Annotated in this window: 19 protein-coding genes; 6 read left to right on the plus strand and 13 right to left on the minus strand. The window is 73.9% G+C overall.

Annotated features, from left to right (window positions below):
• The 8 genes from folB to dacB form a co-directional block, all read right to left on the minus strand.
• The coding region (folB, locus tag ABWK99_RS02850; protein ID WP_372593182.1) for a dihydroneopterin aldolase at positions 1-475 on the minus strand (475 nt) is incomplete at its 3' end.
• Positions 468-1,364 carry a dihydropteroate synthase gene (gene folP / locus ABWK99_RS02855; protein WP_372593183.1) on the minus strand — a complete coding sequence of 299 codons (897 nt, stop codon included), beginning with the start codon at positions 1,362-1,364 and terminating at the stop codon, positions 468-470. The genes folP and folB, both read right to left, overlap by 8 nt.
• Before the next feature lie 39 nt (positions 1,365-1,403).
• Entirely contained in the window at positions 1,404-2,015 is a 612-nt protein-coding gene (gene folE, locus ABWK99_RS02860; protein WP_372593184.1) for a GTP cyclohydrolase I FolE, read from the minus strand.
• Positions 2,012-4,054, minus strand: coding sequence for an ATP-dependent zinc metalloprotease FtsH (gene ftsH, locus ABWK99_RS02865; RefSeq protein ID WP_372593185.1), 2,043 nt, complete (start codon positions 4,052-4,054; stop codon positions 2,012-2,014). The genes folE and ftsH overlap by 4 nt, the downstream gene beginning before the upstream one ends.
• A gap of 136 nt (positions 4,055-4,190) precedes the next feature.
• Complete coding sequence (hpt, locus tag ABWK99_RS02870) at positions 4,191-4,745, minus strand: hypoxanthine phosphoribosyltransferase (RefSeq protein WP_372593186.1); 555 nt, start codon at positions 4,743-4,745, stop codon at positions 4,191-4,193.
• An 11-nt stretch (positions 4,746-4,756) separates the two neighbouring features.
• Positions 4,757-5,860, minus strand: a complete 1,104-nt coding sequence (gene tilS / locus ABWK99_RS02875) for a tRNA lysidine(34) synthetase TilS (RefSeq protein ID WP_372593187.1) — start codon at positions 5,858-5,860, stop codon at positions 4,757-4,759.
• Positions 5,857-6,891 carry a zinc-dependent metalloprotease gene (locus ABWK99_RS02880; protein WP_372593188.1) on the minus strand — a complete coding sequence of 345 codons (1,035 nt, stop codon included), beginning with the start codon at positions 6,889-6,891 and terminating at the stop codon, positions 5,857-5,859. The genes tilS and ABWK99_RS02880 overlap by 4 nt, the downstream gene beginning before the upstream one ends.
• Entirely contained in the window at positions 6,888-8,303 is a 1,416-nt protein-coding gene (dacB, locus tag ABWK99_RS02885) for a D-alanyl-D-alanine carboxypeptidase/D-alanyl-D-alanine-endopeptidase (RefSeq protein WP_372593189.1), read from the minus strand. Before dacB ends, ABWK99_RS02880 begins: the two co-directional genes overlap by 4 nt.
• Positions 8,304-8,518: 215 nt before the next feature.
• On the opposite strand from dacB, the gene ABWK99_RS02890 reads away from it, so the two are divergent.
• Entirely contained in the window at positions 8,519-9,019 is a 501-nt protein-coding gene (locus ABWK99_RS02890) for an inorganic diphosphatase (RefSeq protein WP_372593190.1), read from the plus strand.
• A gap of 70 nt (positions 9,020-9,089) precedes the next feature.
• Here the strand turns inward: ABWK99_RS02890 and ABWK99_RS02895 are convergent, their stop codons facing one another.
• A complete protein-coding gene (locus tag ABWK99_RS02895; RefSeq protein WP_372593191.1) occupies positions 9,090-10,469 on the minus strand; it encodes a C40 family peptidase in 1,380 nt (459 codons plus the stop codon).
• 503 nt (positions 10,470-10,972) lie between these two features.
• On the opposite strand from ABWK99_RS02895, the gene ABWK99_RS02900 reads away from it, so the two are divergent.
• The 5 genes from ABWK99_RS02900 to ABWK99_RS02920 all read left to right on the plus strand — a co-directional run bounded on the left by ABWK99_RS02900 (position 10,973) and on the right by ABWK99_RS02920 (position 16,311).
• Positions 10,973-12,292 (plus strand): bifunctional o-acetylhomoserine/o-acetylserine sulfhydrylase, encoded by a 1,320-nt coding sequence (locus tag ABWK99_RS02900; protein WP_372593192.1) that lies wholly within the window; start codon positions 10,973-10,975, stop codon positions 12,290-12,292.
• Positions 12,292-13,488, plus strand: coding sequence for a homoserine O-acetyltransferase (locus tag ABWK99_RS02905; protein ID WP_372593193.1), 1,197 nt, complete (start codon positions 12,292-12,294; stop codon positions 13,486-13,488). The genes ABWK99_RS02900 and ABWK99_RS02905 overlap by 1 nt, the downstream gene beginning before the upstream one ends.
• A gap of 9 nt (positions 13,489-13,497) precedes the next feature.
• Positions 13,498-14,226: a maleylpyruvate isomerase N-terminal domain-containing protein gene (locus tag ABWK99_RS02910; protein ID WP_372593194.1), complete on the plus strand. Its 729-nt coding sequence runs from the start codon at positions 13,498-13,500 to the stop codon at positions 14,224-14,226.
• A 103-nt stretch (positions 14,227-14,329) separates the two neighbouring features.
• Positions 14,330-15,298: a zinc-binding dehydrogenase gene (locus tag ABWK99_RS02915; RefSeq protein WP_372593195.1), complete on the plus strand. Its 969-nt coding sequence runs from the start codon at positions 14,330-14,332 to the stop codon at positions 15,296-15,298.
• On the plus strand, positions 15,295-16,311 hold the full coding sequence (locus ABWK99_RS02920; RefSeq protein WP_372593196.1) for an alpha/beta hydrolase: 1,017 nt from the start codon (positions 15,295-15,297) through the stop codon (positions 16,309-16,311). Before ABWK99_RS02915 ends, ABWK99_RS02920 begins: the two co-directional genes overlap by 4 nt.
• On the opposite strand, the gene ABWK99_RS02925 is transcribed toward ABWK99_RS02920, so the two are convergent.
• The 4 genes from ABWK99_RS02925 to ABWK99_RS02940 all read right to left on the minus strand — a co-directional run.
• On the minus strand, positions 16,296-17,564 hold the full coding sequence (locus tag ABWK99_RS02925; RefSeq protein WP_372593197.1) for a hypothetical protein: 1,269 nt from the start codon (positions 17,562-17,564) through the stop codon (positions 16,296-16,298). The two genes, ABWK99_RS02920 and ABWK99_RS02925, sit on opposite strands and share 16 nt — an antisense overlap.
• Positions 17,565-17,664: 100 nt before the next feature.
• Positions 17,665-20,601 carry an FAD-binding and (Fe-S)-binding domain-containing protein gene (locus tag ABWK99_RS02930; protein WP_372593198.1) on the minus strand — a complete coding sequence of 979 codons (2,937 nt, stop codon included), beginning with the start codon at positions 20,599-20,601 and terminating at the stop codon, positions 17,665-17,667.
• 46 nt (positions 20,602-20,647) lie between these two features.
• Positions 20,648-21,643: a PfkB family carbohydrate kinase gene (locus ABWK99_RS02935; protein ID WP_372593199.1), complete on the minus strand. Its 996-nt coding sequence runs from the start codon at positions 21,641-21,643 to the stop codon at positions 20,648-20,650.
• Positions 21,640-21,931: ADP-ribosylglycohydrolase family protein (locus ABWK99_RS02940; protein WP_372593200.1), on the minus strand; the 292-nt coding region annotated here is incomplete at its 5' end. The genes ABWK99_RS02935 and ABWK99_RS02940, both read right to left, overlap by 4 nt.

The raw sequence follows: 21,931 nt of genomic DNA on the forward strand, positions 1-21,931 counted from the left end.
CCGGCGGGACGGATCCCTCGGCCGGGACGTGCTCCGTGGCAGGCCTGGCGTGCCGCCCGACGACCGGCACCGGGACCACGGGCGGGTGCGCCCGGTTGCGGTGCACCTCGACCGTCACGTCGGCGAAGGGGACGGCGATCGGGGCACCCGGCTTGTGCACCACGACGTCGACACCGTCGACGGCGGAGTAGGACAGGGCCAACGCCGCGATCCGCTCGGCGACCGTCTCGATGAGGTCGGCCGGCTCCCCCTCGAGTATCTGCGTGACCCCGAGCGCGAGGCTCCCGTAGTCGACCGTGCGGTCCAGTCGGTCACCCGCGGCGGCGTCCCGGGTGTCCAGGTGGAGCACGATGTCCGCGACGAACTCCTGCCCGTCGCGCCGCTCCTGCGGGAAGACCCCGTGGTAGCCCGTCGCCCGCACTCCGGTCAGCCGGATCCGGTCCCCCGCTGCGCGCGGGGCGGTGAACTCAGCCACGGTTCTCTCCTGTCGTGTCGCGGACCGCACTCCGGGCCGTGGTCCACGCCTGCGCGACCCGGACCGCGTCGGCCGTCGCCCTCACCTCGTGGACCCGCACGCACCAGGCGCCGGCGGCCGCCGCGAGGGCGCTCACCGCCGCCGTCGCGCCGTCCCGCTCCGACGGCGGGACGGGTTCACCTCCGGGCCGGGCGAGCAGGTGACCGAGGAACCGCTTGCGCGAGGCCCCGACGAGGAGCGGGAGGCCCAGGGAACCGAGGACGTCGAGACCGGCGAGCAGCGGCCAGTTCTCCGCACCGGGCTTGGCGAAGCCGAGCCCGGGGTCCAGCACGATCGACTCCCGCGGGATGCCCGCCTGCACCGCGTGGTCGACCCGGCTCGCGAGCTCCGCACGGACCTCCGCGACGACGTCGTCGTACCGCGCGAGCCCGTCCATCACGTCGGAGGGGCCGCGCCAGTGCATGGCGACGTAGACCGCACCCGACCTGGCGACCGTCGCGTGCATCTGCTCGTCGCCGAGCCCGCCCGTCACGTCGTTGACGATCGCCGCACCGTGCTGGACGGCCTCGTCTGCGAGCGCGGCACGAGAGGTGTCGACGGAGACCACGGCACCGGCCGCGACCAGCGCCCGCAGGACCGGGAGGACCCGCTCGCGCTCCTCGGCGAGCGGGACGCGAGCGGCGCCGGGGCGCGTCGACTCACCCCCGAGGTCGAGGATGTCGGCCCCCTCCTCGAGCAGGCGCAGACCGTGCTCGATGGCCGCCGTCGGCTCGAACCATCGTCCGCCGTCGCTGAAGGAGTCAGGGGTCACGTTGACGACCCCCATCACGAGGGTGCGGTCGAGCTGTCGCAGGTGCGCGGGCAGCGGTGCCGGGTGGCGGGGACTCACCGTCCCAGCGTAGGGCGGGGGGACCGTCACGGGTCCCGCCTAGCGAGCCATGATGAGGCTCATCGCCTCGGCGCGGGTGGGCCCGCTGCGCATCTGACCGCGGACGGCCGAGGTGACCGTCCTGGTCCCGGCTGTCCTGACCCCCCGCATCGACATGCACAGGTGCTCGCACTCGACGACGACGATCACCCCGGCGGCACCGAGGATCTCCCCCATGGAGTCCGCGACCTGCGAGGTCAGACGCTCCTGCACCTGGGGCCGGCGGGCGAAGAGGTCCACGAGCCGCGCGATCTTCGAGAGCCCGGCGATCCTGCCGTCCCTGCCCGGGATGTACCCCACATGGGCGACGCCGTGGAACGGGGCCAGGTGGTGCTCGCAGGTGGAGTAGACCGGGATGTCCTTGACCAGGACCATCTCGTCGTGGCCGAGGTCGAAGGTCGTGGTGAGCACGTCAGCCGGCTCGACGTGGAGACCGGCGAACATCTCCTCGTAGGCCCGCGCGACCCGGTCGGGGGTGTCCCGCAACCCGTCGCGGTCCGGGTCCTCCCCCATCGCCAGGAGGAGCTCGCGGACCGCCCGCGCCGCCCGCTCGCGGTCGAAGACCGGACTGGCCGGCGCCGGCGATCCCTCCTCGGGCGCCGGGCCGCTCACGACGTCGGGCCGAGGTCAGGTGTCGCGCCGCCCGGAACCTCGCCGACGGGCGCGGCGGGGTGCTCGGGCCGCGCGGCGGCGGCCTCGTCCTGGGGGACGATCACCTCTCCGTTGCCCGCCGCCTTCTCCGCGGCCGTCTGCACGGGCGGGAGGTCGGAGACACCGCGGTCCGGGCTCGAGAGCCAGACCTCGCGAGCCTCACGCTTGACGACGGGAGCGAAGACCTCCGCGAGCTCTGCCTGGTTGAGGGTCTCCCGGTCGAGGAGCTGGATGACGAGCTCGTCGAGCACCGGGCGGTACTCCTGGAGGATCTGCCAGGCCTCGTCGTGCGCGAAGTCCATCAGCCGCCGGACCTCGACGTCGACGACGGCAGCGACCTCCTCGGAGTACTCCCGACCGTGGCCCATGTCCCGGCCCATGAAGACCTCGCCGCTGTCCTGCCCGAGCTTGACCGCACCGACGCGCTCGCTCATCCCGTACTGGGTGACCATCTTGCGGGCGGTGGCGGTGGCCTTCTCGATGTCGTTCGACGCCCCGGTGGTCGGGTCGTGGAAGACGAGCTCCTCCGCGACCCTGCCGCCCATGGCGTAGGCGAGCTGGTCGAGCAGCTCGTTGCGCGTGACGGAGTACTTGTCCTCCGCGGGCATGACCATCGTGTAGCCCAGCGCGCGGCCGCGCGGCAGGATCGTCACCTTGGTCACCGGGTCGGTGTACCGCAGCGTCGCCGCCACCAGGGCGTGCCCGCCCTCGTGGTACGCGGTGATCTTGCGCTCCTTGTCGTTCATCAGCCGGGTCCGCTTCTGCGGTCCGGCCACGACCCGGTCGATGGCCTCGTCCAGCTCGTGGTTGCCCACCACGACCCCCGCCGACCGCGCGGTGAGCAGGGCGGCCTCGTTGAGGACGTTGGCCAGATCGGCTCCCGTGAACCCGGGCGTGCGCTTGGCGACGGCGTGCAGGTCGACGTCGGGGGCCATCGGCTTGCCCTGGGCGTGGACCTGGAGGATCCGCTCGCGGCCGCGCAGGTCCGGGGCGTCGACGGCCACCTGGCGGTCGAAGCGGCCCGGGCGCAGCAGCGCGGGGTCGAGGATGTCCGGCCGGTTGGTCGCGGCGATGAGGATGACGTTCGCGTTGACGTCGAAGCCGTCCATCTCGACGAGCATCTGGTTGAGCGTCTGCTCGCGCTCGTCGTGCCCGCCACCCATGCCGGCACCGCGGTGCCGGCCGACGGCGTCGATCTCGTCGATGAAGATGATCGCCGGGGCGTTCTGCTTGGCCTGGTCGAACAGGTCACGCACCCGGGAGGCACCGACACCGACGAACATCTCGACGAAGTCCGAGCCGGAGATCGAGTAGAACGGCACGCCCGCCTCGCCCGCGACGGCCCGTGCCAGGAGGGTCTTGCCGGTACCCGGCTGGCCGTAGAGGAGCACGCCCTTGGGGATCTTCGCGCCGACCGCCTGGAACTTGGCCGGGTCGGCGAGGAACTCCTTGATCTCCTGGAGCTCCTCGACGGCCTCGTCCACCCCGGCGACGTCGGAGAAGGTGACCTGCGGCGTCTCCTTGGAGACGAGCTTGGCCTTCGACTTGCCGAACTGCATGACGCGCGAGCCGCCGCCCTGCATCCGGGACATGAGGAACCAGAAGAGCCCGAGGATGATGACGAACGGGAGGACGAAGCCGAGCAGGGACTCCCACCACGTCGTCTGCGGGTTGACCGAGTTGTAGCCGCCCTCGGGGTCGGCGGCGGCGATGGCGTCCACCACGGTCTCGCCCTGGGGGACGACGTAGTAGAACTGCACGTTCGTGCCGTAGTCCTTGTCGCCCACGACGTAGCTCTCGGTGAGCGTGAGGTCGACGCGCTGCTGACCGTCGGTGATCAGGGCCTGCTCGACGGTGTCACCCGCGAGCAGGGCGAGCCCTGCCGAGGTGTCGATCCGCTGGACGCTCTGGGTGGCGAACGACGAGGCAGCGATGGCGAGGATGAGGACCGCGACGGCGATCCAGATCGCTGGGCCCTTGGCGAGACGCTTGAGATTCATCGGCGGCGGGGCGCTGGCCCCGGTCCCTCCTGTTGCACGGCTGGTCTGGCCTGCAGGTTACCTGCTGGGCCTGGACGCGGCCTGGATGTTCGCCCAGGGCAGCATGTGGGGACCGGAGCGCCCGCTCCGCGCGGGGTCAGTCGGCGTAGACGTGCGGGGCGAGCGTGCCGACGAAGGGCAGGTTGCGGTACTTCTCGGCGTAGTCCAGCCCGTAGCCCACGACGAACTCCGTCGGGATCTCGAAACCGACGTAGCGCACGCCCACCTCGACCTTGGCCGCCTCCGGCTTGCGCAGCATCGCCGCCACCTCGACGGTCGCCGGCCCACGGCTGCGCAGGTTGGAGAGCAGCCAGGACAGCGTCAGCCCCGAGTCGACGATGTCCTCGACGATGAGCACGTGACGGCCGGTCAGGTCGGTGTCCAGGTCCTTGAGGATCCGCACCACGCCGGAGGAGGTCGTCCCGGCGCCGTAGGAGGACACCGCCATCCAGTCCATCTCGACCGGGGAGCTGAGCCGGCGGGCGAGGTCGGCCATCACCATGACGGCGCCCTTGAGGACGCCGACCAGCAGGATGTCGCGCCCGGCGTAGTCGGCGTCGATCTGCGCCGCGAGCTCGTCGAGCCTGCCCTGGAGCTGGGCCTCGGTGAGCAGGACCCGCTCGAGGTCGTCACCCATGTCCGCTGCGTCCACCGTGGCTCTCCCTACCTTGAGATCTCGGGGCTCAGCCTGCCACACCTGCGAGCCACCGTGACGCCCGGGACGTGCACCGGCCCCTGCCCGCTCCAGTCCGTGACGAGGGCGTCCACGGCGAGCACATGCGCCGCCGCGAGGGAGCCGCCCGGGCTTCCCCAGTCGAGCAGCGCTGACCGTAGGGCGCGGTGGCGCAGGGCGGCCGGCGCTGCGGCGAGGGTCGCCGCGTCGAGCGACGAGGCGTCTGGTGACGCGGCGTCGGGCGGGCCGCCCTCCTCCGCGCCGCCCTCCTCCACGCCCGCCGCCGCTGCCCGCGCCGTGTCCAGGAGCTCTGCTGCCAGCTGCGCCAGCAGCTCCTCGTCCCTGCGCAGCTGGTCGGCCGTGCGGGCCAACGCCTCGGGCACGCCGGGACCCAGCACCTCGGCCAGCACCGGGAGGACGCGGTTGCGCACCGCCGCCCGCCGGTTCGCGCCCGCGAGGTTCGTCGGGTCCACCCAGGGTTCCAGGCCCGCGGCCTCGCAGGCCTGCTGCACCACGGCCCGCGGCGTGCCGAGGAGCGGACGGCGCAGCAGCCCACGCACGGCCGCCATGCCCGCGAGCGAGCGGGACCCCGATCCCCGTGCGAGGGCGAGCAGCACGGTCTCGGCCTGGTCGTCCAGGGTGTGCCCGAGCAGCACCGCTGCCGCCCCGTGCCGTCGGGCCGCATCGACGAGCGCCGCGTACCTCGCGGTCCGGGCGGCGGCCTCCGGCCCACCGTCGGTGCCGACCTGGACACGGACCACCTCGACCGGCTCCAGACCCAACGCACGGCACTGCTCGGCCGCCCGCGCCGCGGTCCGCGCGCTCTCCGCCTGGAGCCCGTGGTCGACGACGACGGCACCGGCGGTGACCCCGCGACGCGGGGCGACGAAGGCCACCGCCGCCGCGAGGGCGAGCGAGTCGGGTCCCCCGGAGCAGGCGACGAGGACGAGGGGTGCGGGGCCGCCGTCCGGCTCGGCGTCGACGGACGCCGTGGCGCCGCCGGCACCGCTCGCGGCGTTCGGGGAGAGGAGCGCGTCGAGGTCGCGGCGTACCGCCGACCGCAGCCGCGCGACGGCCGGATGGGGTCCGCTCACGTCGCGCTCATCCGTCGCAACCAGTCCTCGGGAGCATCGATCTCGGCAGGGGTGGGCAGTGCGTGCGGGCCCGACCAGACGGGCTCGAGGGCGCGGCTGCCCGTACGGCGCACCGCGCGGACGAAGTCGGCCCCGCGCCGGTACTGCTCGAGCTTGGCGTCCAGCCCGAGGAGTCGGCGCAGCAGGCGCCCGCGGGTCGAGGTGCGGCGGGCCGTCATCCGGGCCCGCAGGCGGCGGCGGGAGGGGATGAGCCCGATCGGCACGGCGTCCATCGTCACGTCCGCATGCCCCTCGAGCAGCGACATCGTCGCCACCAGCTGGGCCGCACGACCGCGCTGCGTCGGGGAGAGCAGGGCACCCAGCGGCCCGAGGCCCTGGTCCGGGAGCGTCGGACGCCCACGGGGGAGGGACCTGATCGCCTCCAGGACGGTGGCCAGCTCACCCTCCTGCTCGAGCTCGGTCATGAGCGCTGACGTCTCCCGGCGGATGTGACCTGCCAGCCAGGGCGCGGCCGCGAACTGCAGGGCATGGGTCTGCTCGTGCACGCAGATCCACAGCCGGAAGTCGGCGGGATCCCCGGGCATGGTCGCGCCGATCTGGAGGACGTTCGGGGCGACGAGGGCGAGGCGCCCGCCGGGTTCGTCGCTGCCGTAAGGGTCGAACTGGCCCAGCACGCGGGTGGACAGGGCGGCCAGCAGGCCCGCGAGCTCTGCCGAGGCCGACCACCCGGCCCGGGCACCCGCGCCGGGTCCGGTCCCGACGGCGGAGTCGTCGAGCAGCGAGGCGAAGGAGCCCGCGGCGAGCCTCGCCCAGCCGGGCCGGTCGACCACGAGGATCCGCGCCTCGGGTGCCTGCTCCGGGAGCGCTGCACCGAAGCCACCGGCGCGGCGGGCGATCGGCAGCGCGCGTTCGCCCGCCGCGCGCAGCTCGGCCACCACCCGCTCCAGCTCCGCGCGCTCGGCCGTCGGCCCCGGGCGGGACATCCGCCCGGCCCAGCGGCCGATCCGGGCCGCGTCCAGTGCGGGACTCACCCGCTGCACCCGCACGCGGCGAGCTTTCCGACGAAGTCGTCGATCGCCGCACGCGGCGCCCACTGCCCGCCGGACGGCGTCGCGTCGGCCAGGACGGCGAAGGCGAGGTAGCGGCCGTCGACGGTCTGGACCGTCCCGGCGAGCGAGGTGACCCCCGGGAGGGAGCCCGTCTTCGCCCGGACGAGGCCACGGGCGGCGCCCGAGAGGAAGCGGTCGTCGAGCGTCCCCGTCCAGCCACCGACGGGGACGTCGAGCGCGACGTCCCGCAGGACGGGGTTCTCGACCGCAGCGCCCACCAGGTCGACGAGGACGTCGGCCGGGATGCGACTGAGGGCGGAGAGCCCGCTGCAGTCGCGCAGCGTCACCCCGTCGACGTCGATGTAGCGCCCGACGGCCTGCACGACGGCCGTGGCTGCTCCGGTGAAGCTCCCCGGGAGCCCCATCTCGACGGCGACCAGGCGCCCGACCACCTCGGCGAGAGTGTTGTCCGAGACCTCCAGGAGGTGCGCGACGATCTCGGACATCGGAGCGGACGTGACGCGCGCGATCTCGACGGAGGACGCCGTCGTGGCGCTCGCCCTGGTCGGAGCCCCGTCCACCGTGATGCCCTCCGCGGCGAGCGCGTCGGCGAGCTGGAGTGCCGCCTGGAGCGCCGGGTCGGCGTAGCGGGTCGGGTAGGGCTCGTCGGATCGCGTCTTGGCGACGTCCACCTCGATCGGTGCGACAGCGGCGACGTACCCGGCGGCGATGTCGGACGGCACCCAGTCGGGATGAAGTGCCGGACCGCTGAAGAGCGTGTCGTCGATCGAGAGCCGGACGGTCGTGGTGCCGGCGAGTCTGAGCGAGCGCGCGGCCTGCGCTGCGAGGTCGGCAAGACCCGCGTGGCCGACGGTCGCCGTCGGGTCCCCCTGCCCTGCGGACAGCAACGCGTCCCCGCCGCCGACCAGGACGATGCTCCCCGGCTCGATCTGGACGAGGGTCGTGGGAAGCGTGCGCTCCGCGCCGAGGACCGAGAGCGCAGCGGCGGCGGTGAGCAGCTTGGTGGTCGACGCGGGGACCCGCGGGGTCGAGGGCGAGACCTCGGCGAGCACGGCACCGGAGAGCAGGTCCGTCACCTGGACCCCGGTCGAGGTACCCATCCGCTCGTCGTCGACCAGCGCCGTCGCCCACGACTGGACGGTCGCCGCGTCCGGTGCCGGCGCCGCGGGATCGAGCTCCGGCGGGATGTCGATCGCCGCCTCGGGAAGGGCCGCGCCAGGTGCCGTCGGGAAGGGGGCGGCCGGCTCGGGAACCGGTGCCGTCGTCAGGACCCCGTGGACCAGGTCGTAGGCATCCGCCGTCCCGTATCCCACGGCGCCGAGCAGCAGGGCCCCGACCGCCACCACGGCCGTCGCGGTTCCCTTCCGTGCCATCTCGTCCTCCGTGCTCCTGCTCGTCACCCGGTCGCCGATCGGTCGCGGGTCGTGCGCTGACAGCACCCGTCGGGTGGCACTGCCGCCGACCGGGTAACGTCGGGACGGGCGGTGCGTTCCGCCCACCGACCCCGGCACTCCCGTCGGTGCGTCACACTAGGACACAGCACGGCACGGCACAGCGCGGTGGACGCGCAGACGGGCGAGGGAGAACCGTGGAGTTCGACGTCACGATCGAGATCCCCAAGGGGCAGCGCAACAAGTACGAGGTCGACCATGTGACCGGGCGGATCCGCCTGGACCGCATGCTCTTCACCTCCACGCGCTACCCGGACGACTACGGCTACATCGACGGCACGCTCGGTGAGGACGGCGACCCGCTGGACGCCCTGGTGCTTCTCGAGGAGCCCACGTTCCCCGGCTGCCTGATCCGCTGCCGTGCCCTCGGCATGTTCCGCATGCGCGACGAGGCAGGTGGCGACGACAAGGTGCTCTGCGTGCCGACCGGCGACCAGCGCGCCTCCTGGCGCCAGGACATCGACGACGTCTCGGAGTTCCACCGGCTGGAGATCCAGCACTTCTTCGAGGTCTACAAGGACCTCGAGCCCGGCAAGTCCGTCGAGGGCGCCCACTGGGTGGACCGGGCGGCGGCGGAGGCCGAGATCCAGAACTCCCGGCAGCGGGCGATCGACACCGGGTACTACGAGAACCACTGATCCGCGAGCGGGCCGCCCGACGGCGACCAGCTGACGCATCCGGGACGCTCAGCGCAGCCCGGAGCGGGTCTCAGGGCCTGCCGGCGTAGGGCATCGTGCCGGACCACCGCACCGTGGTGACGCGGAGCGGGACGCCCGGGCGCGAGGCCTCGACCATCTGGTTGCCGCCGATGTACATCGCGACGTGCGTGATGCTCGACGGGTCCGAGGGGTTGCTGCCCCAGAAGATGAGGTCTCCGGCCCGCATCGAGCTGTAGCTGACCTTGAGCACGCTGCGGTACTGGTCCCGCGAGGTGCGGCTGATGCCCACGCCGGCGGCCAGCCACGCCTGGCTGGTGAGCCCCGAGCAGTCGAAGGCGTCCGGGCCCGTCCCTCCCCAGAGGTACGGCTTGCCCACCTGCGCGACGGCCCAGTTCACGGCGGCCTGCCCCTGGGCGGCCGATCCGCGCTGGGTGCCGGTCCCCAGGCCGTACGCATCGGCGACCGGAGCGGTCGTGGCGGTGGGCGTCGGGGTGGCACTCGGGGTCGCTGTGGGCGTCGGGGTGGCGCTCGGGCTCGGGCTCGGGCTCGACGAGGGTGTCGGCGTCGCGCTCGGGCTCGCGCTGGACGTGGGCGTCGGCGCCGGGCTCGAGGTGGGCACCGGGTCCGAGACGGTGACCACCGAGGGCTCGGCTGAGGTGTGCGCAGAGAGCGCGGCGGCGTCGGCCCTGGCGATCCGCTCGGCGTCGAGGGCGTCCTGGCGCGCCCGCTCGACCTCGACGGAGGTCTGGCGGCGCTCGGCGAGCTCGGCGATCAGCACGGTCCGCTGCTGCTCGACCTCCTCGACCTTGGCCTCGGCTGCCGACTGCGCGGCTCCGGCGGCGTCGAGGGCGTCCTCGGCAGCGGTCGCGGCGGTCCGCGCCTCGTCGGCCGCCGCCGTCGCGCGGACCTGCAGGGTCGAGGCCACGACCTGCGCGGCCTCGAAGCGCTGGACGGCTCCCTCGGCGCGACGGCCGAGCCGGTCGATCGCCGCCGACCTGGCGGCGTAGTCCTCGAGCCCGTCGGCCGAGAGCAGGGCCGACATCCCGTCCATCGAGCCGCCCGAGCGGTACGCCTCGAGAGCGATGGTGCCGAGCTCGGCGCGGGCGACCTCCTGGAGACGGTTCGCCTCCTCGAGCCGCGCAGCGGCGTCGAGGCTGGCGGCCTCCGCGGCATCGCGGTCGACGATCGCCTGGGTGTAGGCCTCACCGGCGGCATCGACGGCGGTCCACGCGGAGGCGAGCTCCTGCTGCTGGACGGCGAGGTCGAGCTCGATCTGGGCGACGGCACTGGCCGCACCGGCCACGGCGGCCTGGGCCCGATCGACGTCACCGTCACTGGGACCGGGTGCGGCGCCTGCGCCTGCGGCACCACCGAGACCGACGAGGAGAGCGAGGGCGGCGGCGGTCGCAGCCCTGGGCATCGCTCGCATCACAGCACTCCTCGTCCTCGGGCACACGGCCCCTCACCGGCCCGCCCTGGCACGCGGATTCCCGCGACGAGTCCCGGGGCGACCCTACTGACTCTCGTACCTCGTTGTGAACACCCGTCACATGAGTAACACGGTTCACAGGAGCACCAGCGGTGCCTGACCTGCTCATCGACAGGTCGGCGCGCCTCCTTGACTCACCCGAACAGGTCAATCCAGGCGGCGCGAGGGGCCCCCGTCCTGCACGGGAGCACGCGGCCCGCGCATCCCAAGAAATGAGACAGGACTGCACCACTGATCGAGACGTCGCGTAGTGTCCACGACATGTCCCGCCGAATGTGCCGCTGAAGCGCACGTTCGGCGTGCCCCGGTCCCGGTAGGAGCCCCGTGAGGGTCCTCCGCCGGAGGGGCCCGATCCCGACGTGCCACCCCTGTCCCGACCCCTCGCGGGGCGGCCAGGTGCAGCACGCTGCCCGTGGTCTCCCGCACCCCACCCAGGAGCCATGATGAGCAACCAGAGCTGGTCCTTCGAGACCCGACAGATCCACGCCGGCCAGCAGGCCGACCCCACCACCGGCGCCCGCGCCCTGCCGATCTACCAGACCTCGTCCTTCGTCTTCCCTGACGCCGACACCGCATCAGCGCGCTTCGCGCTCGGCGACCTCGGCCCGATCTACACCCGGATCGGCAACCCGACCCAGGGCGCCGTCGAGGACCGCATCGCCTCCCTCGAGGGCGGCGTCGGCGCCCTCCTGGTCTCCAGCGGCCAGGCGGCCGAGACCCTCGCGATCCTCAACATCGCCGAGGCCGGTGACCACATCGTGGCGAGCCCCTCGCTCTACGGCGGCACGTACAACCTCCTGCACTACACGCTGCCCAAGCTCGGGATCGAGACGACCTTCGTCACCGACCCGCACGACCCGCAGTCCTGGCGCGACGCCGTCCGGCCGAACACCAAGCTCTTCTTCGGCGAGACGATCCCGAACCCGAAGGCCGACGTCCTGGACATCGAGGCCGTCGCCGCGGTCGCCCACGAGGTCGGCGTCCCGCTGGTGGTCGACAACACCGTCGCGACGCCCTACCTCGTGCGCCCCTTCGAGCACGGCGCCGACGTCGTCATCCACTCCGCGACCAAGTACCTCGGCGGGCACGGCACGGCGATCGGCGGGGTGATCGTCGACGCGGGCACCTTCGACTACGCCCAGCACCCCGAGCGCTTCCCGAACTACAACACCCCCGACCCCTCCTACAACGGGCTCGTCTACGCGCGGGACCTCGGGGTGGGCAGCGCCTTCGGCGCGAACCTCTCGTACATCCTCAAGGCGCGGGTCCAGCTCCTGCGCGACCTGGGCTCCGCCATCTCGCCGTTCAACGCGTTCCTCATCGCGCAGGGCCTGGAGACGCTCTCCCTGCGGATGGAGCGGCACGTGGCGAACGCCCAGCGCGTCGCGGAGTTCCTCGAGGCACGGGAGGACGTCGTCTCGGTGCACTACGCCGGGCTCCCCTCCAGCCCGTGGAACGCGAACGCGCAGAAGTACGCCCCTCGTGGCGCCGGCGCCGTCATCGCCTTCGAGATCGCCGGTGGCCTGGAGGCGGGCAAGGCCTTCGTCGACGCGCTCGAGCTGCACTCGCACGTCGCCAACATCGGGGACGTGCGCTCGCTCGTCATCCACCCGGCGACGACGACGCACAGCCAGCTGACCGCCGAGGAGCAGCTCGCCTCCGGCATCACGCCGGGCCTGGTGCGTCTGAGCGTCGGCATCGAGCACGTCGACGACATCCTCGCCGACCTGGACGCGGGCTTCCGCGCCGCCAAGGGCGCCTGATGCCCGGCCCCTCCCGCCGGCCGGCCGGCGCACGCCCAGGGCTCCACGTGGTGCCCGGGTCGCGGCGTGCCGCCTGGCGGGAGGGGGACACCGTCGGTCGGCGTCAGTTCGTCGACGTCGGCGGCATGGACCTGGAGACCGGCGGCCGGCTCGACGGCGTCCGGCTCGCCTACGAGACCTGGGGGACCCTCTCCCCCGCCCGCGACAACGCCGTGCTCGTCCTGCACGCGCTGACCGGCGACTCGCACGTCAGCGGTCCCGCGGGCCCGGGCCACCGGACGCCCGGCTGGTGGGACACGCTCGTCGGTCCCGGCCGACCCATCGACACCGACCGGTGGTTCGTCGTGGCTCCGAACGTGCTGGGCGGTTGCCAGGGCTCGACCGGCCCGTCCTCGCCCGCTCCGGACGGCAGGCCGTGGGGCAGCCGATTCCCCTTCGTGACGATCCGCGACCAGGTGAGCGCGGAGCTCACCCTCGCCGACCGGCTCGGCATCGAGCGCTGGGCCGTGGTGCTCGGTGGCTCGATGGGCGGGATGCGCGCGCTCGAGTGGGCCGTGATGGCCCCGGAGCGCGTCGCGACGGCCCTCCCGATCGCGACCACGGCCCAGTCCACCGGGGACCAGATCGCCTGGGCCCACGCCCAGCTCGCCGCCGTGCGGGCCGACCCTGCCTGGCACGGCGGTGACTACCACGACGTCGCGGACGGGCGGGGGCCGGTCGCCGGCCTCGGTGTCGCGCGGCAGATCGCGCACACGACCTACCGCAGTGCCCTCGAGCTCGACCTGCGCTTCGGGCGACGCGCCCAGGACGACGAGCAGCCGCTGGGGGGCGGCGGGCGGTTCGCCGTGCAGTCCTACCTCGACCACCACGCGGCGAAGCTCGTCGGTCGGTTCGACCCGGGCTCCTACGTCGTGCTCACCGAGTCGATCCTCTCGCACGACCTCGGTCGTGGCCGGGGAGGGGTCGAGGCGGCGCTCAGCGCGGTCACGGCCAGGACCGTCGTCGTCGGCGTCGACAGCGACCGCCTGTACCTGCAGAGCGAGTCGGCCCAGATCGCGGCGGCCGTCCCCGGTGCGCGGCTGGCGATGGTGCACTCGCAGTACGGCCACGACGGCTTCCTCATCGAGGTCGACCAGCTCGGCAGGATCGTGCGGGACACGCTGGAGGACCTCGTGCCGGAGGCCCCCGGCTCCTAGCATGGCGCGATGGGCGGACACCTGAGCGACGCGGACCTCACCCGGCTCGAGGCCACGCTGCGGCGACAGTGGCGCCTGCTGCGCACCTGGGTGGGTGAGCTCGACGAGGCGATGGGCCGAGAGCCCAGCGTCCTGGACCGGTGGACCGTCGCCGAGCTGGTCGCCCACCTGGGACGAGCGATGGACGCACTCGCCGCTGCCCGCCCTGCTCCCGGCCTGACCCCGCTCACCCTCGGCGAGTACCTGGGCACCTACCCCGAGCGCGCGGAGGAGATCGCCGCGACCAGCTCGGCGCTCGCGGAGGAGATCCGCTTCGACCCGCTGCGCGCCGTCGACGAGATGGCCGCCGCCGCCTTCGCCCAGGTCGCCGCGCTGCGGTCGGGCAGCGGTGGGGGCGACATGGTCGTCCAGGCACGCCGAGGGCCGATCCTGCTCTCCGAGATGATCCTGTCCCGGCTCATCGAGCTCGTGGTGCACGGCGACGACCTGCTGCGCTCGCTCCCCCGCACAACGCGCAGCCCGCTCGACCCCGAGTCCGTCGACCTGGTGGCGGCGACGCTCCTCGAGGTGCTCACCGACCGCGGCGGCTGGGACCTGGAGGTCGTCGACCCGATCGCGTGGATCCGCCTCGCCGCGGGACGGGTCCCCTTCGGCATGGACACCGTCAGCGCCGCGCTCGCGACCCGATGGACGTCGGACTCGCTGCCCGATCTCGGCTCGCGCCTGCCCCTGCTCTGAGCGGGAGGAGCGGGGCGCTGCGCCACCGGGTGCAGTCGAGCCCGCCACGGAGCCGGGACCGGAGGCCGGGGGTGACCCGTGTCCTGGCACGTATGTTGGGACGATGCTCGCCGCCTACGCGTCCTCGATCTCCGCAACCGACCCCGTCTCCGGGCTGACCGTCGCCGAACGACCGGAGGCCGAGGCGCCGCCCGGCCGGCCGGACTGGTCCGTCGTCCAGGTGCGGGCCGCGGCCCTCAACCACCACGACCTGTGGTCGCTGCGCGGGGTCGGCCTGAGCGCCGATCGCCTGCCGATGATCCTGGGCTGTGACGCCGCCGGGGTCGACGAGGCCGGGCGCGAGGTCGTGGTGCACGGCGTGATCGGCGCGACGGGGCACGGGGTGGGCCCGACCGAGGGCCAGTCGATCCTCTCCGAGCGGTACTCCGGGACGCTCGCGGAGCGTGTCGCGGTCCCGACCTGGAACCTCGTGCCCAAGCCGGCAGAGCTCTCCTTCGAGGAGGCCGCCTGCCTGCCGACCGCCTGGCTGACCGCGTACCGGATGCTGTTCACCACCGCTGCTCTCCGCCCGGGGGACCGGGTGCTCGTCCAGGGCGCGGGCGGCGGGGTCTCCTCCGCCGCGATCGCGCTCGGGGCGGCGGCAGGGCTCGAGGTCGTCGCGACGAGCCGAAGCGAGGCCAAGCGCGAGCACGCCCTGGCGTCGGGGGCCGTCGCGGCGCTCGAGCCGGGCAGCCGCCTGCCCTTCCGGGTCGACGCCGTCATCGAGACCGTCGGCGCCGCGACGTGGTCGCACTCGGTGAAGTCCTTGCGCCGCGGCGGGGTCATCGTGACGGCAGGGGCGACCTCGGGCGACCAGCCGGGCGCAGAGCTCACCCGCGTCTTCTTCACCGAGCTGCGGGTCCTCGGAGCGACCATGGGCAGCAAGGACGACCTGGAGGCGCTGCTCCGGTTCCTCGCCCGCAGCGGGCTGCGCCCCACCATCGACTCGACCTTCGCGCTCGCCGACGCCCGCGCGGCGATGGCGCGGCTCGCCTCGGGTGAGCACACCGGGAAGGTCGTCGTGCGTCCGTGAGCCACCTGCTCCCGCCGGCCCCCACGCCGTGGCAGCCCCCGGACCCCGGTCAGGGGTGGGCCCCAGACGTGCTCGGCGAGGGCTTCGAGGCGCGCACGCTCGCCCTTCCTGACGACGAGGAGGGAGAGGTCGTCGCGACGCTCGTCCGGTACCGGCCGAGGACGGCCGAACCGGTCCGCCCCGCCCGAGCGGTGCTCTACCTGCACGGGTGGAACGACTACTTCTTCCAGCGAGAGCTCGCGGAGTACTGGCACGCCCAGGGTGCGGCCTTCTACGCGCTCGACCTGCGCAAGTACGGGCGCAGCCTGCGCGGGCACCAGACGCCCAACTACATCGACGACCTCGCCAGGTACGACGAGGAGCTCGACGCCGCGGCCGCCGTCGTCCGGTCGGAACTGGGCAGCTCGGGGCGGACGATGCTCATGGGGCACTCCACCGGCGGGCTGATCGCCTCGCTGTGGGCCCACCGGCGCCGCGGGCAGGTGGCGGCGCTGGTCCTCAACAGCCCATGGCTCGAGCTCGCCGGGGCGAGCTTCGCGCGCACCCTGACGACCCCGGTGGTGTCCGGGCTGGCCAGGACCCAGCCCAAGAACCCGCTGCCGAACATCGATCCCGGGCACTACGCCAGGACGGTGCACCAGCGGCACGGCGGTGAGTGGGACTACGACGAGCGATGGCGACCGAGTCCCTTCTTCCCGGTGCGACCTGGCTGGGTGCAGGCGATCCTCATCGGGCACGCGCAGGTGGCCAGGGGTCTCGGCCTCGACGTCCCCGTCCTCATGGCCGCATCGGACCGTTCGGTCATGCAGCCGAGGTGGCGCGAGGAGATGCGCACGGCGGACACGGTCCTGGACGTCGACCTCATCGCGCGACGTGCCGTGCTGCTCGGCTCCGTGGTCACCGTCGTGCGCATCGCCGGCGGCCTGCACGACCTCACGCTCTCGGCCGCACCTGCCCGCGCCCGGTTCTACGCCGAGCTCAGCCGCTGGTCGTCCGCCTACGGCTGGGGCTGAGCGCTCGCCGGCACGGAGGCCACCGCCTCGGCGAGGGTGAGGCCCTCGTCCTGCTCCACCCGCCAGACCTGCCACCCGTCCACGGGCACATGGGCGCCGGAGGCGATCTCTGCCGCGGCCGAGGGATCCATCGCCCGGGTCCCGTCGGCCAGCTCGATGCTCCCGTCCGCGTGCAGCATCGCCTCGTAGCGCACCCCGCGGCGACGACGCCACCAGACGAGCACCAGGCTCCCGCCCCGCTCGACCGCGAGGGCGACCAGCCGCGAGTCCGGTCCGTAGGCCGGCTCCCGCGGGGGGGCCTCGACCACGAGGTGCGTCGGCTCCGCAGCTCCCGCTGCCCGGTCGTCGGCTGCCGGCCGGTCGTCGGCCGCTGCCGTCTCCTCGCGCGCGACCCGACGGCCGTTCCCCGGCGCAAGGACGCCCTGCCCATCGTCTCCGGCGCGGCCGTTGCCGGCCGCGGGGGCAGGCACCCCCAGACGCACGCCCGTCGAGATGCGGTGCGGGACGCCGTCGCCCGCCACGACGGGGACCTGCCGGGTCGCCATGGAGCCCTCGGGCGCCGGCTCTCCTGCGCTCGAGGCCGACCGTCCGGGCACGACGGAGATGAGCGCCGCCGGCGGGACTGCGGCGGGAGCCCCCGCCCGGCCGGCCGGGGCCGCCTCCTGCGCGATCGGGCCGGGCGCCGCAGCCACCGTCGGGGCCCGCCGCGCGGGCGAGACGTCGAGCAGCTGCGAGCCGTCCGCCGAGTCCAGGACCCCGACCTGGAGGATGTCGACCCCCCGACCCGGCTGGGTGAGTGCCTCGACGACCTCGTCCATCCCCTCGCCGACCTCGGAGCAGACCAGGAGGAGCCGGGCGCCCGCGGCCGAGGCGCCGAGGCCGGAGACGGGCACCGAGTCACGGAAGACCGCGAGGTCGCGGGCGAAGCGCTCGCGGCCCTCGGGGTGCAGCCCGCCGACGTCCCGCAGGCTCATCCTCGCCACCCGGCCCGTGTACCGCAGGGCGCGGACGACGGCCCCGGGGTCGAGCAGGGCGGTGACCTCGACCACGACCGGGTGACCGTTGCAGTCCACGGCGAGCAGGTACGGCTCGTCCTGCCCCGGCGTGCGCACCCGCACGGGAAGCAGCTGCTCGCCCAGCAGGGTGTCCAGGTGCTCGGTCAACGCCCGGGACGTCTCGCCGAAGGCCTGCGACGCAGGCCTCACGGGCTGGACGACGACGGCCTTGCCGTCGTCGACCTGGAACATCGGCATCTCGCGCACTTCCCTGGTCTCCGGGTACCCCGAGAATAGAGGGTCGGCCGGTGCCTGTAATGCCCCATCCGGGTAGTTTTCGGCCCCTCCGGCGGACGGGTCAGCCGGAGCGTGCCGACGGGAGGCGATCGGCGAGCAGCTGCGCCAGGTGCACGCCCTGGGCCGCGGCCAGCTGGTCCGCCTGGGTCCGGCAGGAGAACCCGTCCGCGAGCAGCACCGTCCCCTCCTCGGCCGCTCGCAGGGCGGGCAGCAGTCCGTTCTCCGCGACGGCGACCGACACCTCGTAGTGGCCCTTCTCCATGCCGAAGTTGCCCGCGAGCCCGCAGCAGCCGGCGATGGTCTGCACGGTCGCGCCGGCGCGGTCGAGCAGGGCGAGATCGGCCTGGTAGCCCATCACCGCGTGCTGGTGGCAGTGGGGCTGCGCGAGCACCGTGAGCCCCTCGAGGCTCGGCGGGTCCCAGTCGAGCGGGCCCCTCGGACCCTCGGCGGTCAGCAGCTCGGCGAGGGTGTGGGTGGCGTGCGCGACGACGGCGGCCCGAGGGTCGTCCGGCAGGAGGTCGAGCAGGTCCGAGCGGAGCACAGCCGTGCACGAGGGCTCGATGCCGACGATGGGGATCCCGTTCGTCGCGAAGGGGCCGAGGACCCCGAGCAGGTCCGTGAGCCGACGACGAGCGCCGTCGAGCTGCCCGGTGCTGATCCAGGTCAGCCCGCAGCAGGCGTCCTCGTCGGGGACGATCACCTCGTAGCCCGCGTCCTGGAGCACCGTGACCATCGCGGCCGGGACGGCGGGGTCGAAGGCGTCGCTGAACGAGTCGGTCCACAGCACCACCCGTCGCGTGACGTCCGTGGTGCCGAGGGACTCGGCGGCCGTCGGCTCGCCCACCCCGACCGGGCTGTGCACCGGCTCGGCGCCGCCGTTGCGCGCCCTGGCCTGCCGGAACGTCGTCGGGGCGAATCGCGGGATCGACCGGCGCGTGTCCATCCCGCCGAGCCGGAGCACGAGGGCACCGAGCGGCCGCCAGCCGAGCGCGGCGTTGGCCACCCGAGCGAGCCGGAGCCGCGCGACGAGTCGGGTCCACCGCGGCAGCCACCCGAGCGCGTAGTGGTTCATCGGTCGAAGGCGCCCGCTGTAGGCACGGTGCAGCACCTCGGCCTTGTACTGGGCCATGTCGACCCCTGCCGGGCAGTCGCTGGAGCAGGCCTTGCAGCTCAGGCACAGGTCGAGAGCCTCGTGCACCTCCGGCGCCCGCCAGCCGCCGGTCACGAGCGTGCCGTTGGCCATCTCCTGGAGGACCCGGGCACGGCCGCGAGTGGAGTCCTTCTCGTCGCGCGTCGCGAGATAGCTCGGGCACATGAACCCGCCGGCGTCCGTGCTGTCGGCCCGGCACTTGCCGACACCGACGCAGCGGTGCACCGCCGTGGTCAGGTCCCCGCCGTCGTGCGCGAAGGCGAAACCGGAGCGACCGAGCGGCGCGGCATGGGGCCGACGCAGGTCCGCGTCGAGCGGGCGGGGTCGCACGATCACGCCGGGGTTGAGGACGTCCTCCGGGTCGAACAGGTCCTTCACGGCGGCGAACAGCGCCCGCGCCTGAGGTGAGTACATCGTGCTCAGCAGCTCGCTGCGGGCGCGACCGTCGCCGTGCTCGCCGGAGAGCGAGCCGCCGTGCTCGACGACGAGTCGCGCGGAGGCCTCGAGGAAGGCGCGGAAGCCCGCGACGTCCGCCTCCCGCTCCAGCGGCAGGTCGAGGCGCACATGGACGCAGCCGTCGCCGAAGTGCCCGTAGTGCAGGCCGTCGACGCCGTGCTCGGCCATCAACGACTCGAAAGCGCGCAGGTACGCCCCGAGGTGCGCAGGGGGCACCGCGGCGTCCTCCCAGCCCGGCCAGGCCTGCGCCCCGGAGGGGGTCCGTCCGCCGAGGCCCGCGCCGTCGGCCCGGATCTTCCACATCGCGCTCGCCTCGGGTCCGGGCGGGAGGACCCGCACGGACGGGGTACCGGCGTCGGCGACGAGAGCCGTGGCACGGGCCAGGGCGTCCTCGCGGTCCGCTCCCCCCATCTCGACCATGAGCCAACCACCGCCCTCGGGGAGCTCGGGCACCGAGCCCGCGCCCTTCGCCCGGCGCACGACGTCGACCAGTCGCGCGTCGAGACCTTCGACGGCGAGCGGCTCGTGGGCGAGGAGGGCGGGGACCGCATCGGCCGCGCTCGCCATGTCGGGGTAGCCGAGCACGACGAGCACCGCCGCGTCGGCGATCGGTACGAGCCGCACCGTGGCGCCGAGCACGGTCACGAGCGTGCCCTCGGAACCCACCAGCATCGCCGCGAGGTCGGTGCCGTTCTCCGGGAGGAGGTGCTCGAGGGAGTAGCCGGAGACCTGCCGCCCGAAGCGACCCAGCTCGGTGCGGATGACGTGCAGGTTCGCCTCGACGAGCTCGGCGAGACCGGGAACGGCGTCGAGCGCCCCGGGGCCACGACGAGCTGTGAACCGACGACCCCGACCGTCGACGACGTCCAGGGCGACGACGTTGTCCGCCGTGCGCCCGTAGGCCACGGCATGCGGGCCGCAGGCGTTGTTGCCGATCATCCCGCCGAGGGTCGCGCGGTTCTGGGTCGAGGGATCCGGACCGAAGCGCAGGCCGAACGGCGCCGCCGCCGCCTGCAGCTCGCTCATCACGACACCGGGCTCGACGAACGCCGTGCGGTCCTCGGTGTCGATCGGGCCGATCGCGGTGAGGTACCGAGAGGTGTCGACGACGATCCCCGGGCCCACGGCGTTCCCCGCGACGGAGGTCCCGCCTCCGCGCAGGGTCAGCGGCGTCCCGGTCTGCCTGGCGATCTCCACGACGGCGCTCAGGTCCCCGACGTCCGACGGGACGACGACGACCTCCGGCACCACGCGGTAGTTCGACGCGTCCGTCGAGTACTCCGCACGCCGCAGGGTCGAGGTGTGCACCTCACCGCGCACCGCAGCACCCAGTCGCGCGGCGAGCTCGCTCACGGGAAGCGGACGTCCGGCCGCGGGGGTGAGGGTCGCCATCTGCCGATCGTGCCACGCCGATCGGCAGGGCGGACCGGGACGTCCGTCAGCCGGTCGGCGCCGGGGAGCCTGCCGGAGCACCGCCCGGTCGCCGCTCGAGGAGGAAGGACTCGAGCTCGTCGCGCTCGGGCGCCTGCGCCGGCCCTTCCCTGGTCACGGCCACGGCCGCGGCGGCGTTCGCCCGGACCAGGGCCTCCTTCGGTGGCAGTCCCTCCGCGAGTGCGGAGATCATGACGCCGACATGCGCGTCCCCCGCGCCGTTCGTGTCGAGCACCTCGACCGGGAAGCCCGGCACGGTCACGGCCGTCCCGCTCGGATCGGCGAGCAGGCAGCCCGACGCTCCCGTCCGCACGACGACCCGCGCCCGGGCGAGCAATGTCGCCAAGATCCCCGCTCCCCGCTCGGGGTCGTCCTCGCCCGTCGCGAGGAGCACCTCCCTCGCGTTCCCGCTCCACCAGTCGATCCGCGCGTGCAGGACGCAGAGGTCGGCAGCGGACACCTGGTGGCCGAGGGGACCCGGGTCGTAGACCACCAGTGTCTCGGCCGGCAGGGACGGGAGCCTGCCCAGGATCGCTGCCCGGTTCGCCGGGTGCAGGAGGGAGTAGCCGGAGATCACCAGAGCATCCGTCGGTCGGATCTCGACCGCGTCCAGGCGCTCGACCGTGAGCTCGGCCTCGGCGCCGACGGCGGTCACGAAGGTGCGCTCCCCGTCCGCGTCGACGAGTGCCACGTCGAAGCCCGTGTCCACCCCGCGCACCGCCGCGTGCACGCAGTCGATCCCTTCCCTGGCCAACGCCGCCCGTGCGAGGTCACCGAACGGCCCTGTGCCCGTCGTGCCCGCGTACGCGGTCGGCAGGCCCTGGCGCCGCGCGGCGACCATGAGATTGAACCCTCCGCCCGGCTCGAGGCGACCGCCGCTGGCGAGGACGTCGCCACCACGCTCCGGAAGGGAGTCGACGCGGGCCACGAGGTCGATCACGACGTTCCCGACGCTCACGAGGCGGTCGATCGGCCGGGATGCTGCGGCTGCCGAGGCGCTCATCGCAAGGCCAGAAGGGCGTCTGCGACGCCGTCGAGGTCCAGGTGGTTGACCTCCCGGATCGTGCGCAGGGCCTCTGCCGGGAAGCCGGCAGTCCCGTGGCAGGCGCCGGCGATCGCGCCGGCCATCGCCGCGATCGTGTCGCTGTCGCCCCCGAGGCCCGCCGCCGCGAGGCAGGCGCGCCACGGGTCGTCCGGCCAGAGCGCGAGGACGGCGAAGGCGGCAGGCACCGACTCCTGGGCGGCCAGGCTCGTGCCGACGAGCTCCCGGACGTCGCGCAGCGCTTCCTCG

Source organism: Actinotalea sp. (assembly GCF_041597215.1).
Classification (GTDB): domain Bacteria; phylum Actinomycetota; class Actinomycetes; order Actinomycetales; family Cellulomonadaceae; genus Actinotalea.